This window comes from Candidatus Nitrosocosmicus sp. T (genome assembly GCF_054408485.1).
Genome location: NZ_CP166992.1, coordinates 638,041 through 654,445 on the forward strand (window position 1 = coordinate 638,041; position 16,405 = coordinate 654,445).

General features: G+C 33.0%; 19 protein-coding genes. 7 read left to right on the forward strand and 12 right to left on the reverse strand.

All coding sequences use genetic code 11. From position 1 onward, the window contains the following. Nucleotides 1–88 precede the first annotated feature (88 nt). Both AB0A59_RS03335 and AB0A59_RS03340 read right to left on the reverse strand, forming a co-directional pair. Nucleotides 89–337, reverse strand: coding sequence for a cyclophilin-like fold protein (locus tag AB0A59_RS03335; protein ID WP_458747546.1), 249 nt, complete (start codon nucleotides 335–337; stop codon nucleotides 89–91). A 487-nt stretch (nucleotides 338–824) separates the two neighbouring features. Next, entirely contained in the window at nucleotides 825–1,220 is a 396-nt protein-coding gene (locus AB0A59_RS03340; protein ID WP_458746459.1) for a TspO/MBR family protein, read from the reverse strand. A 169-nt stretch (nucleotides 1,221–1,389) separates the two neighbouring features. Here AB0A59_RS03340 and AB0A59_RS03345 point away from each other — a divergent pair, with 169 nt between their 5' ends. Next, nucleotides 1,390–1,881, forward strand: coding sequence for a serine protease family protein (locus AB0A59_RS03345; RefSeq protein ID WP_458746460.1), 492 nt, complete (start codon nucleotides 1,390–1,392; stop codon nucleotides 1,879–1,881). A 710-nt stretch (nucleotides 1,882–2,591) separates the two neighbouring features. On the opposite strand, the gene AB0A59_RS03350 is transcribed toward AB0A59_RS03345, so the two are convergent. From AB0A59_RS03350 to AB0A59_RS03370, 5 genes are all read right to left on the reverse strand, one after another. After that, a complete protein-coding gene (locus tag AB0A59_RS03350; RefSeq protein ID WP_458746462.1) occupies nucleotides 2,592–3,062 on the reverse strand; it encodes a hypothetical protein in 471 nt (156 codons plus the stop codon). A gap of 348 nt (nucleotides 3,063–3,410) precedes the next feature. Next, complete coding sequence (locus tag AB0A59_RS03355) at nucleotides 3,411–4,418, reverse strand: pentapeptide repeat-containing protein (protein ID WP_458746464.1); 1,008 nt, start codon at nucleotides 4,416–4,418, stop codon at nucleotides 3,411–3,413. A 667-nt stretch (nucleotides 4,419–5,085) separates the two neighbouring features. Further along, the gene (locus tag AB0A59_RS03360; RefSeq protein WP_458746466.1) at nucleotides 5,086–5,286 is read right to left on the reverse strand and encodes a hypothetical protein; all 201 of its coding nucleotides are present in this window, start codon (nucleotides 5,284–5,286) and stop codon (nucleotides 5,086–5,088) included. Continuing rightward, nucleotides 5,267–5,458: a hypothetical protein gene (locus tag AB0A59_RS03365; RefSeq protein WP_458746467.1), complete on the reverse strand. Its 192-nt coding sequence runs from the start codon at nucleotides 5,456–5,458 to the stop codon at nucleotides 5,267–5,269. Before AB0A59_RS03365 ends, AB0A59_RS03360 begins: the two co-directional genes overlap by 20 nt. Before the next feature lie 148 nt (nucleotides 5,459–5,606). Further along, entirely contained in the window at nucleotides 5,607–6,092 is a 486-nt protein-coding gene (locus tag AB0A59_RS03370; protein ID WP_458746469.1) for a hypothetical protein, read from the reverse strand. Between the two features lie 76 nt (nucleotides 6,093–6,168). Between AB0A59_RS03370 and AB0A59_RS03375 the strand changes: the two genes are divergently transcribed. Both AB0A59_RS03375 and AB0A59_RS03380 read left to right on the forward strand, forming a co-directional pair. Then, on the forward strand, nucleotides 6,169–6,456 hold the full coding sequence (locus tag AB0A59_RS03375; RefSeq protein WP_458746471.1) for a hypothetical protein: 288 nt from the start codon (nucleotides 6,169–6,171) through the stop codon (nucleotides 6,454–6,456). 93 nt (nucleotides 6,457–6,549) lie between these two features. Then, on the forward strand, nucleotides 6,550–7,713 hold the full coding sequence (locus AB0A59_RS03380; RefSeq protein WP_458746473.1) for an SIR2 family protein: 1,164 nt from the start codon (nucleotides 6,550–6,552) through the stop codon (nucleotides 7,711–7,713). Between the two features lie 546 nt (nucleotides 7,714–8,259). Here the strand turns inward: AB0A59_RS03380 and AB0A59_RS03385 are convergent. The 3 genes from AB0A59_RS03385 to AB0A59_RS03395 are packed head-to-tail and all read right to left on the reverse strand — an operon-like array spanning nucleotide 8,260 to nucleotide 9,368. Beyond that, the gene (locus AB0A59_RS03385; protein WP_458746475.1) at nucleotides 8,260–8,898 is read right to left on the reverse strand and encodes a DUF1326 domain-containing protein; all 639 of its coding nucleotides are present in this window, start codon (nucleotides 8,896–8,898) and stop codon (nucleotides 8,260–8,262) included. A 52-nt stretch (nucleotides 8,899–8,950) separates the two neighbouring features. Then, a complete protein-coding gene (locus AB0A59_RS03390) occupies nucleotides 8,951–9,295 on the reverse strand; it encodes a hypothetical protein (protein ID WP_458747641.1) in 345 nt (114 codons plus the stop codon). After that, nucleotides 9,231–9,368 (reverse strand): DUF1326 domain-containing protein, encoded by a 138-nt coding sequence (locus AB0A59_RS03395; RefSeq protein ID WP_458746477.1) that lies wholly within the window; start codon nucleotides 9,366–9,368, stop codon nucleotides 9,231–9,233. Before AB0A59_RS03395 ends, AB0A59_RS03390 begins: the two co-directional genes overlap by 65 nt. Nucleotides 9,369–9,895: 527 nt before the next feature. Between AB0A59_RS03395 and AB0A59_RS03400 the strand changes: the two genes are divergently transcribed. Further along, nucleotides 9,896–11,854 carry a heavy metal translocating P-type ATPase gene (locus AB0A59_RS03400; protein WP_458746479.1) on the forward strand — a complete coding sequence of 653 codons (1,959 nt, stop codon included), beginning with the start codon at nucleotides 9,896–9,898 and terminating at the stop codon, nucleotides 11,852–11,854. Nucleotides 11,855–12,608: 754 nt separating this feature from the next. Here the strand turns inward: AB0A59_RS03400 and AB0A59_RS03405 are convergent. Then, nucleotides 12,609–13,001 carry a hypothetical protein gene (locus AB0A59_RS03405; RefSeq protein ID WP_458746481.1) on the reverse strand — a complete coding sequence of 131 codons (393 nt, stop codon included), beginning with the start codon at nucleotides 12,999–13,001 and terminating at the stop codon, nucleotides 12,609–12,611. Nucleotides 13,002–13,256: 255 nt separating this feature from the next. Between AB0A59_RS03405 and AB0A59_RS03410 the strand changes: the two genes are divergently transcribed. The 3 genes from AB0A59_RS03410 (at nucleotide 13,257) to AB0A59_RS03420 (ending at nucleotide 15,661) form a co-directional block, all read left to right on the forward strand. Beyond that, entirely contained in the window at nucleotides 13,257–13,805 is a 549-nt protein-coding gene (locus AB0A59_RS03410) for a winged helix-turn-helix transcriptional regulator (RefSeq protein WP_458746483.1), read from the forward strand. After that, entirely contained in the window at nucleotides 13,806–14,171 is a 366-nt protein-coding gene (locus AB0A59_RS03415; protein ID WP_458746485.1) for a hypothetical protein, read from the forward strand. It abuts the gene before it with no gap. Nucleotides 14,172–15,262: 1,091 nt separating this feature from the next. After that, on the forward strand, nucleotides 15,263–15,661 hold the full coding sequence (locus AB0A59_RS03420) for a response regulator (RefSeq protein WP_458746487.1): 399 nt from the start codon (nucleotides 15,263–15,265) through the stop codon (nucleotides 15,659–15,661). A gap of 35 nt (nucleotides 15,662–15,696) precedes the next feature. Here AB0A59_RS03420 and AB0A59_RS03425 read toward each other — a convergent pair whose 3' ends face one another. Next, nucleotides 15,697–16,248, reverse strand: a complete 552-nt coding sequence (locus AB0A59_RS03425; protein ID WP_458746489.1) for an MEDS domain-containing protein — start codon at nucleotides 16,246–16,248, stop codon at nucleotides 15,697–15,699. Between the last annotated feature and the right edge of the window lie 157 nt (nucleotides 16,249–16,405).

Here is a 16,405-nt window from a genome sequence, read left to right on the forward strand (position 1 = left end):
TTTTGGCCATATAGTTTTTTTCAGTAAATTGGCTACTATTTTATTACTACATTTGTTTTGGTTTTAACATGATCTAGAATATCATCTTTCATGGGGGATCTATAATTTTGCCCACAATATTAACAGGAGAATATGCCAATATTTTTCCATCTTTGCTTATGGGAGTTGGCCCACAGAATAAACATAGTGCTTTACCTTCAGGCCAATATGCAACATCCAGTTCATTAACGTCCCTCTTTGCGTTCTCTTCCGCTTCGACATCTATTTCTGTGAGATCTGTATAGAGTTCATCTCCCCATCTGTTAATTTTGACTTTGACTGGCAGACGATCAAGTATTGCTTGAAAGGTCTTTGATGAAAGTGATTTTTAAATACTGAAAATGATTTAACTTGTGAGATCGTTTGTAATTATAAATATTAGTGCATGTATTTGCGTTGTAATTATCATACTATCGTTAAAACTATTAATCATAACGGTCTCTATTGACGTCGATATTTGATTAATCGAGAATAAATCCATTCGCTGTTTTTTAGAAATTGAAGTTTATTTTTATGAGATAAATGTTATTCATATTGGTTATCATTCCATAAATACAATTTAAGATCATATTTCTTTACCGCTAGCAATAAAACAAACTAAGAAAAAAATGGTTAGTACTATATCTATTCCTAAACCCGATACGTTCATGTCGATAATGGTCGGTTTAGTTGGGTTCCACAATAAAAAGACAAAAGAAAAAGTGTTATAATTCAATTATAAAAATTGAAAAATCAGGAATCGGAGGAAAGTATTTGTTTGCAAACTTGACGAAAAAAAGATTGATTTAGTTAAGCAAGTAGATTGCAAAGTTTAGTATAGAAGCAAAAATTATCCAGACTAAATATGGAACTAAAAGTATCGCAGCAAGTCTTGAAATTGCTCTTGCATAAATTATTGTAACTATTACCATTATATCAAGTAATATGATATCTACTAATCCTAGTAATGGTGACTTTAATCCGAAAAATAGTAATGACCACAAGGCATTTAGGGCTAGTTGAATTCCAAATACGATGAAGAAGACCTTTCTAATTTTAGGCTTAGATTCACTTACCCAGACGGTGTATAAGGATACTCCCATGAGAAAATATAGAATAATCCAAGCTGGACCAAATACCCAGCCTGGTGGAGCAAATGTAGGTTTTGTTAATGTAGAATACCAATCAGGGTACTGCTTCAATTGTAAAAATTGAACCAAAAATGCCTGCGGATTGACAAATAAGTATTGAAATAATAAACTTAAGAACTTTCATATATAATGTGGTTTTTACAACTAAAAAAATATTTGGATTAAAAATACAGAAATAGGATTTCTTACTTTTAGTCAATCTGATACAAATAAGAAGAGGATGTCTTCTAAGAAACAATGCCGTATACCTAATTTTGAAGAATTATGGATAGATCATCCCAATCCTCTTATTGATCTATTTATATCTCCTGTAGGTTATTATGTTGACCAACTAAATATAAACGAATTTCTTCCTCATTATTCAACTATGGAAAAATCATTAATTCCTTCAGAAGAACAATTCAAGGACTTTACCCCGTTAGAAGATATCATGATGATAGGATATCCTAATGGGTTATGGGATAGTGAAAACAATTTGCCCATCGTTAGAAGAGGAATTACTGCAACATCAATATCTACAGACTATAATGGAAAGAAAGGATTTCTAATAGATTCAGCAGTATATCCTGGTTCTTCTGGTTCCCCTATTTTCATGTTTAATGAAGGAAGTTATAGCACTCCCCGCCGGTTTAGCAATTGGCACAAGAATATTTCTCATAGGAATATTATATGCGGGTCATATACATACTGCGGATGGGGAAATAATTACTGAAGAAATTCCAACTAAAAATAAAAATCATACCCGTTCTTTCATACCTAATAATCTGGGGATTGTAATTAGATCAAACTTGTTGTTGGAATTTGAACCCGTTATTAGATCAATGATAAATCAAAATTCTAAAGCCAACTAATTAGCTTTGGCATTCTTATAATTCACATATGGCTCGTAAACGATTTCGCTGAATCAAACGCTCGGACTATGCTTGATTTTCTCATTAAGAAAAAGAATGTAAGAGCATATCCAATTATAGTCGAAGGGAACAATAAAGTCGTATCTCTATCCGAACATGCTATTTTTATCTCTGAAAATTTAAGTTATGTAATAACAAAATCATTTACGTTCCTTGATCTCCTTTGTTTGGCCAAATTTTTCCTTTATATAGTTAAAGGATTCCACCTCATTCATTCCTCCTAACTGAGTATTGATGATCAAGAGCTCTTACACTTGTTCTCCTTTAATTGAAAATCGGACCGTTACTATTCATAGAGTGCAAGTTGTTTGATATTGTGTTATAGAAATAACAGAAGAAGAAAATTAAATCAATACTTTGTTGCAGAGGATAGATGTAAACATTTGACAAGTTTTACATCAAACAGCTGATCTGGTCCATGACAAGATATTCAAAATAAAGTCTAAAGAGAGATTGATTATATTAAATGTGGACCCTATATTCTCCAACATCGCGTTAATCCATTTCTAGTCTATTTACCTTCTAGTTCATCAATCGGATCCGACATTGAGTCCAATTCCGCCATCTGTGCGTAATAATCATCGCCAGAGGCCATATAATCTCCAAAACTAGAAAGGAAATTGTCCTTTTCTACTTTAGATATCACTTTTGTAACTAATTTATTCTGCTCGTCCTTTATTTCTATTAATTTCAACATCTGATCTTTAGCATTAAATGAATTCAAATTTGATATGTAAGAAACATACTGAGTAATTTTTTCGTCTATTATATTCGATTCAATCTCTAACCCTTGCATCAATTCCTTTAAAGTATTAACCTCAGAGGTAAAAATTTCCTTTACCGTAGATAACTCAGCTGCAGTATGTTGCATCTTGATATACTTCTGATAAAATTCAACGAACAGCTTAAGTTCGTTCAAAAGGGTTTCAAGGGATTTCTTTTTTGGTAAAATAGTATCTTGATGTTCTATTATGTCTCTCAATTTTCCAATTATCACTATATTATTTCGGAACTGCAAAGTTTCCGGTTCAAAGGCATTTAAGAGATGGATTCTATGATCGATTGGTTGTTTTTTTGATTATGTCCAATGTCTTGTGATAATTTGCAAGTTCGCCTAGCAAAAATTTCACGCAATCAGATAAACCTCTTGCTGCATTTCTAAGAGAAGAAAAGGTATTTTTTTGTATGTTATTCTCTATCTCTGTAATAAGATCATTGAGATCTGGTTTCCCTTCCGTATAATATCTACTGATTTTGGTTATATCAATTTGATTGAATAGCAGGTATTAAAGAGTTTAATAAATCTAGATTCTTGGAATTAATGTCCATTTTACTGTAAAAACGCATTGAAATCTTTGAGATCTGTCTCTGAGAGATCGGCATCAGAAAGATCGGAACCCTGGAATTTTGTGAATAACAGGTCGGCATCGGTAAGGTCGGCATCGGTGAGAGAAGCATTAGAAAAGTCTGAATATCCAAGGTTTGATTTTAAAAGGTCGGCATCAGAAAGATCGGAACCCTGGAATTTTGTGAATAACAGGTCGGCATCGGTAAGGTCGGCATCGGTGAGAGAAGCATTAGAAAAGTCTGAGTTGAAGATATCCGCGAAGGACAGATTCGCACCTTTAAGATCAGTGTTTAAAAAATTGGTAAATGAAATGGTAGCGTCCGAGAAATCAGCGTCGTCAAGACTCGCTGAAGAAAAGTCTGAGTTGGAGAGAGTTGCATCCGAGAAATCGCCGTCAAATATGCCCGTGTTAGAAAAGTTAGTCCCTATTAATGTGGAACTAGAAAACTTAGCATTGTGAAATGACGAATTAGATAAATTAGAGTTGGAAAGGGTGGAATCAATCAAATTAAGATAGTAGAATTCAGAATTGGAGAAGTTTACATTAGATAGTTGCGAACTTTGTAGTGTAGTGTAGTTTATTTTTGCATTGCTAAGTTTGAGATTTGACAAATTGCCAGAAAACTGCACGTGATCTAGTTTAGAGCCATCTAACTTGGTATTAAAAAGATTTGAGTTCATAATTACCAATGAATTCAACTCGACACCGGACAAATCTTTATTTGATAAGTCGATCTTGTCAAAAACAATTTCTTGTTTGTATTTATCTCTTTTCTCGTTGAATTGTTTAACGTCACCATTTTCAAGAAAGTTGGCTAATTTATCTGGCGTGATATAATATGGATTTAACTCGTTGAATATTGGTGGAAGAAAATGACCTAGAGCAAATGAAACAATGACTAGGAAGATGTCAAAAGCGATATAATGTTTTTTTATCCATATTTTAATTTTAAATCGTTTTAATCTCCCAGAATTTCGATTTGAAGCCATTAACTCTAACTTACGTATAATTTGGACACATTTATTTGAGTGTATCAAGAAAAATCAATTTAGTTTAGATTCAAGTGGAGGAGAAAGATTTGAACATCACCGAATTAAAACAAAAATCACTTCAAATTTGACCCAGTTGCTAGATGCTTAAAACTAGCAGCGAATATCATGATGAATGGGAGAATAATTTGTTTAGATCCAACACAAAATAAGGATCATGAAACATCATTGGACAATTACGATTCCATCATATAAAGAAATACGTTCATAAGCGAACTCAAGAAATGCCAACTCATTCAAATATCTTCTTATTGAATAGTATCACAAGTTCAATTTCACTTTGCATATTTTCTGTAATTCTGATGCGATACCATTTAATTTTTTAAGAGTTTTACTGGAATTTGGATTCAATATCAGAATCCTATTTTGAGGATCCAATTGTAAATAGTCGAAATCGGTGTTCCCATATATTAGTAAACATATCAAATGTCGATTGATTATAAGGAGGAGAATGAGAGAAGATATGTCTCAAAACCTTAAACTTGTTGTAATCTGGATTTTGATCATTTTCAATAATCTTGTATGCTTCTTTAATGCTTTCAAAAGGATTTCCAATGTAATATTGAGATACCGAACTAGACAGATGGATTAAATTTTCCTTTGATTCCTACAGAATCAAACTATTTATATTACTATTAGTAAGATCTAGTTCTTTTATATTACCACCAATTAACCAACTCAAATGTAATGCAGTTCCACTTCTTCCTTTACCAGTTGATAGTTCGATGATATTGTAGTCCTTTTCCAGAAGTCGTAACCTTCTTCCCCATAAGATTATAAGGATTTTTTCAAGATTGAAAGAAATCATTTGAGTTTTTTTCGACTTCTTCCTCAGAATTCCCATACACTACTAATAAAATATCCTGGATATAGTTTTCGTTGTCTAGTGTTATTACAATTTCATTACTGTTGTTGAGTTTATTAATCTTAACTTTCTCGTTAATGGCAAAATTATACTCCCCCTTAAATGCATAATCCATGGATATTCAAGTCATTACGATAGCATTTAATCGTAATCAATTGTTCTAATTACTATTATTTGGGATCCATAGGAAATTAAGATATGAACTCAGATGAGGTCAAGTTTACTAAACTCATTTAAATATTCTTATAAGAAGAATAATAAGTCTAATTTATCAACGGTATGTATCCCCTTACAAATACTACAATTTCATTGAGCAAATTTTGTGAGAAGAAAAAAGGATCTAACAATATCTCATCCTCTTGTTTGATGATGACCCAGTTGGTAATATACTTATACAGGTGCTTTTTATCTCCGCAACTCTTAATATAATAATTGATCTGTCTATCAATTCGAATAAAACTATTCCAATTAGGAACCAAAGAATGAATACTTCCATTTAGTCCTTCCTGATGAACAACCTTTTCTCTGAATGCGTAGACAAGGTTTATGAAATTGCGAGAGTTATGAATGAAATTTTTTAGTGCAGGATTCTTAATTCCAAATGAGGTTAGAAATACCTTTCCTGAATCATTAGAAAGCGAAACTAAGCGATTTTGAAAATTTAATGAATAGTAAATATTTGATAATAATGCGAGATTGTCAAAAATTCCGGTTACCAAAGAAATGATATATTCGATGTGATAAAACATATTAGCAGAAGCGAAATTAACGGAAAAAATTAAGAATGTCAAAATCCTAATATCGCTAAAAAGTTCCGACGAAAGAATGAGAAATAATTTTATCAGATTTAGGAAGGAAATGAGACTAAAAGGTATTGAAAGTGAAATGAGAGTAGTCGCTGATTCCAAAACCTATGGCGAGTATCATGATAGGTGGGTTCTTTCGAAGAATGTTAATTATAATTTGATGTCAGGAGATACGGCAAAAAGAGGACAGTATGTAGAAATTAAGAAAACCGAAAATGTTCCACCTTTCGAAAAATGGTGGAAGAACTCGTTAGACATCATAGATGATTTTCATGATATAAACAGAAGGAAAAGTGGCTTAATTTAGAACATTGAGAACACGTTTTAAAGAATCGTTATTTTCCTAGGGTCTCAGAAAAGTCTATTAACTTATATTTTTGGATCAGCGTCGTATTAACTTATGAGTTATCCAAATTTTCTAATTGGAGCGGGCGCTTCTACCGCTTTTGGTTTTCCTTCAATGAAAGAACTAACTCGCGAATTTGCGCAATATCTTCTCCGAGAAGATAAAACTAAACTGAATGAACTTTATAATGGAATTGTGAATATAATGAACCTTGCATTTGAGAACAATGCAGATGTAGAATCCATAATGTCTGTTATAGTTGGTCTCAAAGAGGAGACCAGGTTCAAAGAGAATATTGGGGATTTCGGACTATATGCTTTGTATAGTAAATTCCAAGCATATGATATTTTTTCAAATCTCGATTTCAATAAAAGCGATTTAGACCAATTAGAAAAAGAATACAAGCAATTCATTCGATCTGAAATGGAATTGTCAACGCCCAGACTAGATAACGCCTATCTAATATATGATAATCTTTTTGGGAATTTGTTTCACTACTACAGTTTTCAAGATCAACCTAAAAAGGCAGAACCTTACAGCAGTGTGGATGCTGAATATCGTAATAATGTTTATAGGCATTTCAACATCTTTACAACTAATTATGATACCATAATTGAAAAATATTTTCATGACAAGTTGCGAGATCCCTGGTTTTATACCGGCGCGAGGAAGGAGAATGGCAAAGACGATTATCTGGATATGGATGAATTTGTCAGAAAATGCTTCTCCACTGATGAACAGTCTACAATGAGAATTATGAAACTACATGGCTCAATCAATTGGATCAAGGATAAAGATGGACATCTAATACAAAAAGGCCTTAGTGAATCTCATCGAAGCATAGAAAATAGTAATGAAAGTGACTATATCAAAGAGGAGATAATGATATATCCATTGAGTCAAAAGCAATTATATCTATCTCCGTTCATACAATTTTTCAATTATTTAGAGAAAGAATTAAGAAATAATAAGATTTGGATAGTAATTGGATATTCATTCAGAGATATTTTCATTAGAAACATGTTTGAGAAATCAATAGATACTGTTAAAAAGATTATAGTAGTAAGCCCCCATAGTGATGAGGTTAAAGGTTTATTCAATAGTCAAGCACAAGAAAAAATCATAGAGATAAAAAAGAGATTTGGCACTGATGAAGAGTGTGACAATGTAAATGAAGATATTGAGCAAGAACTAAAGAAGGCTGTATATCCAGGATAACTGGATAAATTAGCATTCATTGAACCGATTGAAATTTCCTATTTATACTTTAATTAATGATAAATAGGTTCTGTATAATTAAGCCGTTAAACTTCCATATTTATTTATAGTAAAATAACAAATTATCTAATCTGCAAGAATAGTCTTATCATACACGTAGCAACCGACAATCATTTTGACAGTCATTAGATTACATTTTTAAATATGAAAAAAAGTCATTCCAGTTGAATTTCTCTAGCGATCTGTAATCCTAAAGGTTTAATTAATTCTTTAGAAATAGTAAATGAGTCCTTTTTTAGTAGCAAAATTGCAGCGGAAACCACCGGTCTCGATCCTTTGATATTCATTGATTATAGGTATTAAAGAATATTCAATTCAAATTTTTCACAAATACTCATTTCAAAATTGTGTAATAACATACAACGACTCGTGTGAAAATTCATACGATTTCCACCGAACTAAGTACTAATAGATGGTAACTATAATGTATGATGGTAAGAAATAATTTATATGAAAATTATAATTTTAATTTATTCATTGGTCTATCTATGGACCTTCCCAGTTAAAGGGTATGTGCTTACTGGACCTACCTTCTCTTTTCCACTTAAAACTCATCGTATCTACTTCATCTTTCAACGCTGTTCCCCAAGTAGCAACAGCACCTGGGCCAACTTCACTACCAGGTGGATTAATTGTTTGAACTCTTTTTCCTGGTGGAGTCATTGGACCTCCTAATGCTACTGCTTTTGCAAGAACTTTTCCTGGTATTTCTGCACTCCACTGGCTTAAATCCTTAGAAATTTCAAATCTTATGGGGGCAAAATCAATTCCCTTAATTTCGCCTATCAACTTGGCAAATTCGGCCATAAATCCACCTGCTTTACCACTAAAAATCATCTGAAGGGCCTCTCTTTGTTTTTGATCAGCACGCTCATCAAAAAATAAACCCATATTTACTTTTGTATTTCCTGCCCAAATATTTCCTTCAAAGGCTCCTATAGCTAATGCGTTTAGTCCATTTAATGATATATCACCGTAATTTCCTTTGTTAATATGATATGCCAATATCCCCTCACAATCTCCAAAGGTAGGTTCTTGAGCAAATTCACAAGGACATGGTATCTTACATTTGCAAACATCAAACCAATCTCCAGAAGCTTTCCAAGGGGGAATGCTTTCCGTCATGGAGTTAGGTGAAAATACTAAAATATAAAATTACCTTGTTTTATAGGAAATTTTATAATATAAATATACAAGAGTGAAAATAATGCAAATAACTCCAATCTTTTTTACTTAATTTATAACACATTCTATCATTTGCAAATTCATATCCATAGTCGTTCATATTCATACCATTGTCATCTCTATCTTGATTTGAACCTCCTATCATCATGTTATTCATACTATTCTGCGAATCATTCATTTCGTCTTCTGTTGCAATTGATGTTATTCCTGTTATTGAGAACAAGCCTATTAATATGAATGCTATTCCTGCTACTCTTGCAATCCAGATTGCTTTAGACCAGACTTTCTCTGCAAAAACCATTGGAAGGAAAACCGTTAAAATTACATGGACAGCCATAATCACAGTTACATGTTTCAACATAATCTGCTTTAAAAGTCCAAGATGGAATCTGGTTTAAAGTAGAAGTCATATACTTTCACTATAATCGAAATATATTAATTTTTACGGTACTATTTTATAACGTGGTTGATTTTAGATAAACAATTGTATGAACTTTTAAATGACATTTGTCTTTACATTGATCATTAATTTTTGATACTGACCCATCTGGAAATTCACACGATTTCCACCGAACCCTTATACCATAAGAAACTTAATCCCACAGAATAACCATTGAATGTACGGAAGAGAAGGGTCTGGATACTATCGAACCCAAATAACTAGTGTATAGTAACGATAATGCGTAATACGGAGAAATAATTTACATGAAAATCATAATTTAATTTATATATTGGTTAACTATGGACCTTTCAGGTTAAAGGATGCGTGTCTACTAGACCTGCCGCCTCTTTTCCACTGAAAACTGGTATTTGATCATATTGAGTATATTATAACCTAGAGTATCATTGAGAACAATTTGCATTCAACCAAAAGTGTACCCTCTAAAAAGGTTAAATTAAAGGAACGCCAAGAAAATTTTAAAAAATTGCAAAGAATATGAAGAAAGATTTTGTAATAAATAAAAATGCACTAATTCGAATATATTATAAGAGTATAATTTCTATATCCCTTGGTAAAAAGTATCCGATACCTATATTTGCAATTGTAGGATTATTTTTTGGAATAATTTTTCATTATGGATTGAATAATGCAGAATTGGGACACTTGGTTTGGTTTATTGTATTGATAATAGGAGGATTGCCAATAATATTTGAAACAATAAAAGGGGTCATGCATAGACATTTTGTCTCTGATATTGTGGCAACGCTTGCGATAATTACCGCTATAGTAACAAATGAAGCATTTCCTGGTGTAATTATTGTTATCATGCAATCTGGCGGAAAGGCTTTGGAAGATTATGCCTTCAGGAAAGCCACCAACTCCCTTGATGAATTAATGGCAAGATCTCCTAAGATGGCACACAAGAAAATCAATGATCAAAATGTGGAAGATATCGAGGTCAAGGATATTAGAGTCGGAGATCAATTAATAATTCGACCAGGAGATCTTATTCCAGTTGATGGTATTATTATTTCCAGTGCTGCACAAATCGATGAATCTTCTGTTACTGGTGAGCCCTTGTCTAAAGTTAGACGAAGAGGAGAAGAAGTTTTTAGTGGAACCGTCAATATAGGTAACGCCTTTGAAATAAAAGCAAAACGCATTAGCGAAGAAAGTCAATATTCAAAAATAGTAAAACTCGTAAAAAAAGCACGAGAAGATAAAGCGCCGATACAAAGAATCGCGGACAAGTATGCTTTATTGTTTACACCAATTACACTAGCTATATGTGGTTTGGGGTGGATTTTAACTCAAAATGCTCAAACTGTTCTAGCAGTACTTGTTGTGGCAACTCCATGTCCTCTTATATTTGCAACACCCGTAGCCATTATAAGTGGAATAAACAAGGCATCAAAACAAGGTATAATAGTAAAGAGTGGAGCAGCCATTGAACAGATTGACCGGGCTCATGTAGTGATTTTTGACAAAACAGGTACTATAACATATGGAGTTCCTATTGTAGAAGATGTTTTATTGCTCAATAATTTTGGAATAAATGATATGGACAAAAAGTTGGGATTTACTACAGATGACATTTTATATAGATCAGCGTCTTTAGAACAAATATCTTCTCATCCATCTGCACAAGCCATAACTAACGCAGGAAGAAAAAAATTCCATAATTTACCGTTACCTGTAAACTTCAGTGAAGAAGCGGGTCTGGGAGTTAAAGGTTTTATTAATGGAGAACATGTAATGGTCGGGTCTCCATCTTTTATTCAATCTCAATCCGATTTGACTCAGGCAAATAATCTTTCAAATTTGAATAACGATCTCTTAAGATCTATTTCTGATTTGCAGAACAATGGAAAGATGGTTGTCCTTGTAAATATTGATGGAACAAATTCAGGAATAATAATTCTTAGTGATAAAATCAGAGATGGCGTTGTCGGTATGATCCATGATTTAAAGAACTCTGGTATAAAAAAAACCATCATGCTTACTGGAGATAGCCTGATTAACGCCGAGTCTATAGCGAAACAAGTTGTTTTGGATGAATTCAAGTATGATCTACTTCCAGAGGATAAAGTTAACGAAGTAAAAAAAATAAATGAAAAATATAAAGGTGTTATTATGGTTGGAGATGGTATCAATGACGCTCCTGCGTTGACAACTGCGACTGTGGGTATTGCAATGGGAGCCAAGGGTACGGCTGTTTCCGCAGAAGCAGCGAATGTGGTTTTATTAGTCGATGATGTAACCAAAGTATCAAACATAATACAGATTAGTAAACGAACAATAAACATAGTAAAACAATCTATTCTTGCTGGAATGGGAATAAGTTTTATTTTGATGATTATTGCTAGTTTTGGGTTGATTCCTCCATCAATAGGAGCCTTGCTTCAGGAAGCATTAGATATTGGTGTAATATTAAATGCTCTCAGAGCTAGATGACTGTATCGAATCTATCAACAAGCCTGTTTATTATTGGTCAAAATTCTAATTGTATTCTTTGATAAAGGTTGAATGAATAAAACAAGAAATTCGATTTACTTGGATTTACTAGTTAGACAAAGAAACAGCAGAAAATGCACTGACTAGGGTTTTTGACTCATTAGATAATAAACAACCACTTTTAATTTTACAGCGGATAAAGTTCCGAACAACCAAGAAATTAGTCACGGGAAAGATTGAAAGATTGAAAAATTTCAATTTAATGCTTTGGACAACCAGATATTCCATTGATTCAAACATTGGGGAATGGGCAAATGAAAACGTTCAGTTTATGATGGACTTTGGGCTATTCTCATCAGGTAATCTGTAGAACATATATCCATATACACCTGTTACTATTACTACAAAAATTGAAATTGCAGAATGAGCTGCAAGGATTTGTAATGATGTAATGGCCCCATAAATTGTCTGCGCACTGAAAACCAGTATGCCTATAACACCTGCTCCAGACGTTATTGCTATTACTGTAAAAAATCATGTAATATCATTGCACTTTGTTTCTATTAATCATGTCTCCTAGTAATAAAATTGCAATTGCGGAAACACCTGCTTAAAATATGGTAATTATCCAAAAAAAATTTGCTGAATTGGCTTTAAATGATTTTAACTCCTTTTTCTATACTCCTTTTTTTACTTCTTCTACTACTTCCTGTTCCTTTATCTTTGGAGTTTGTTATGGTGCCTATGTTTCATTCTAACTTTGTCCTGCAGATCTCTCCTCGCTTTCAGATTCTTCCTCTACTTCTTCTGTCTCCTCTTCATCCTCATCCCCATCCTCATTTTCTTCATCAGAGTCTGTTCCAGCCAAGATCTCTAATTGTTCGTCCGCTAACTCTATTTGTTCTGCTGCTTTGGTATTATTCCCATTATCCAATGCTGTAATTGCATCTGTAAGGTGTTGCTTTATTTCATTCACATCTGCTGTTTGATTGAGCGACTGAGATTGTTGCTGTAGTTCTTGCCCTTGTGTTATCGCTGTCGTCATGTTCTGAGCAAATACAGATAAATTGCTCATGGTCATGATGGCCAAAGACACTGATGCCAAAATAATGGGCATAATGAAGCCCAATGCGATTTTTTTGTTCATTGTAACCGTCTTTACAAGCCATTAGATAATAAGAAATTTGGTACAAGGTGTGAAATGTGACTATCAATTTAGGATTATTATTTAAAGTTCATTTTGTTAATTGTACCAGAAATGTTTTATATCTAGCAATGGTGGAGTAAAACAAAATTGTATTCAGAGGGTTTGATTCATTGCAGTTGTTTTTATTATTTCTACTACTACTCTTCTGATGGTGGAGATAGGTGCTAAATCATTTTCATGGTGGCTGGATAGATTGTGGGAGATGATATTATTGGCGAAACCGGGAAGAAGATTCTTAATTTTATCCAAAACAATCCCGGCTGCCATCTACGGAAAATCAAGGAAATGATGAATATATCAATGGGAACAGCACAATATCAACTAGATAGACTCGAGAAAGCCGGGAGAATAACTTCAACTAGAACAGGACTTTATAAGCACTATTTTCCAGCAGGAGTATTTCAAGATAATGAAAAAGAAATACTTCAAATCCTCAGTCAAGATACTCCTAGAGAAATCCTCATGATAATAATAGAAAAACAGGCTCCTACTCAAACTGATATTGTAAATAGTATTAACATTTCAGCCGCCTCGGTTAGCTGGCACATTAAACGGTTAGTAGAGTTCAAACTTGTGGAAGAAATTAGAGAAGGTAAATACAAGAGATATCAATTGCATAATAGAAAGGTTTCAGCGAAGTATATCTCGACATTAATGCGAAATTACTATCCTGCTATTTGGGATAAATGGAGCAACAGGTTGGTGAATGTCTTTCTTTCATTATCAAGGAGCGACAATCTTTAATTGTTAACAGCAGCTTTTATCCTATTTTCTATATCGCTTTTTCTTCCACAAATTCCTCTTGATGTCGAAGAATTTGATGAAATTGAAAAAGAGCATTTTGATGACATTGAATTTGGTATTGACGCAGTAATCGGTGTCTTTGCCCTACTCTTGTTTTCATTATCGATTCTAGCGTATAAAAGAACAAGGCTTAAGATGATGGTATACGCAGCAGGTGCATTCGTCCTATTTGCAATCCAGTTGTTATTACAGTCATTGGAAGAGACATACGACTTTCTGGAAAGTCCTGTAGCTGATATAATGTCATCTGCCTTAACCCTTGCTATTTTGGTATTGTTCTTTTTGGCAATAGTAAGAGGAAGATAGTCGAATTTTTGGAAAAAGTATTAATTTAAAAGGACACCGAACATCTCCACAATATTAGTTTGTTATCTATTAACCTCTTAGAAAAAGAGTGATGAGAGTTCGAGACATTTAGAAGTGGATCACATTAATCTATAAAAAAATCCGAACGCAACAAATTACCGTTTTGCTGGATTCATTATGAATTAAGCCAACTTAGTGAGTTGCTGTGGTTCTGACCTGAAAAAAAATGACAATTGGGATCTCATATCCTCGAGTTACTACTCTTGTCAGTAAAATGAGATAATGGCTCTAACTATTTTTCAAACCCCTCTGGATATCCTCATGATTTCTATTGAACCTGCGTCAATATTGGTCCTTTTTTGCCGACGAAATTATGTTAATAGAAGATGGATTAATCCATCTATCAATATAGTACTCTAACACTGAATTTAAACAAAACCTCTATGTAAATAGTAGTATCGTGAGTCACTTGACCAACTTACTTGTTGTAATATCTTAAGCTCTACAAAATTTGAATTTCTTATCACAATAATTTAATGTAATCGTAATTGAAATATTTGGAATTGCTTACGTAAAAGGCGGTATTTATACACTTATTACATATGTTGGCAAGTAGTATCCAAAGTTAGCCGATATATGCGTTTTCTCTGAGAAAAACCTTATTCAAAGAATAATTCCGTGCCACATCAACGATAATGCTATAGTTTCTTTGAGTTGTTGCTTTTTCTAATATTATCCACTTCAAATGACATAGATTTGATGCCTAATTCCTATAAATCACAGCATGATCATCTACTGAAAAAAATAGAATTTACATTTGACACATTAACTTCAAAGTATCAGAAACAAATTATAAATTAACAAAATTATGAGTCTAGTCACGATAATTACTTTAATGATAAATTTTGAAATTTATGATTAAGGCGAGGAGTGTGATTCTTCAAATAACGTCTACGCTAAAACAGTCAATTAGAGTCAAATTTGTTTTACATACCACCGAACCCCTATACCATACGGAACTTAATCCCCACGCACCCAAACTCACAATATTTAGATAAAGTTAAATAATTTTAAAAAAATAATAATAGCCGTTGTCATCGTTATCTGCACCTTTTATTATTGTGATCGATGACGAAATAGATCTTGCTTCTCTTTACAAGGAATTTCTGAAAAAGGAAGGCTATAATGTAGTCTCTTTTACTGACCCGGAATTGGCTTTTGAATATTGTGCTGAAACTGCCGATAAAATTTCATTGATATTAACAGATTTGAGAATGCCAGGTATGTCTGGATTACAGTTTGCAAAGAACATACGAGAAATTAATAGCAAAGTAAAAATTTTTTTGATGACGGCTTTTGATACAGCGGATTTAAGAGATGACGAGGATTTTAAAAAGGCTAAAACCGATAGGCTACTTCAAAAACCCATTCGCTTCGCTGATTTAAGACAAATGATCAATGAATCGTTAAAAGTGCTCAATATGGATTAATAAAGATAAAAAATAATGGTACTGATTAACCTTGTCTATATCATTATAGCCATTGCATGACTGTCTAATATTTTTTGTTGCATGTCTTTTGATATTTTACTAAAGTCTTTTTGATGATACATGCAAATGCCTTTAAGATTAGTGTCAAATTTTAAGGGCAGATAGGATTCGTAATCCAAAAGATACTGTATTTTATGCTTAAAGAGGAATGACCCTGCATCGCCTAATATGGAAATTCCTTTTTTCCCAAGTTCCCCGGCATATTTGACACTTTCTTCGATATTTCTCCATATGGATTCTACATCATCATGATCAAGATATCCTCTCAGAGAGTCAACGATGATCAATGATTTTTCCTCCTGGTTGATTATATCGAGATTGACTGTCATATTTTTATACAGTATCTCCCTAACAGAATTCTCCGTTTCATAGAAGGGCAAAATTTGAACCAATTCATTATCTTTAATTTGTTTTTGAATATAATTAGAATAAAATTCTCGCAGGGTAGTAAGATCACGATAAATAAGCAAACAATGCAGTCCATATTCACTTTGTGAAATAGTCTCGGCTGCGTCTCTCGCATTCATTAACTGGCCATAATCATTGGGTGAAATTAAATATCCTCACCATGAGTTGATTGTGCTTCATTGTTTAATAACAGTGTTGTTGATTGATTCATAATAAAATCTGAGATATTTCTCTACAATTTGGAATTAATTCAATATGTCAAATAGTCCATATTAT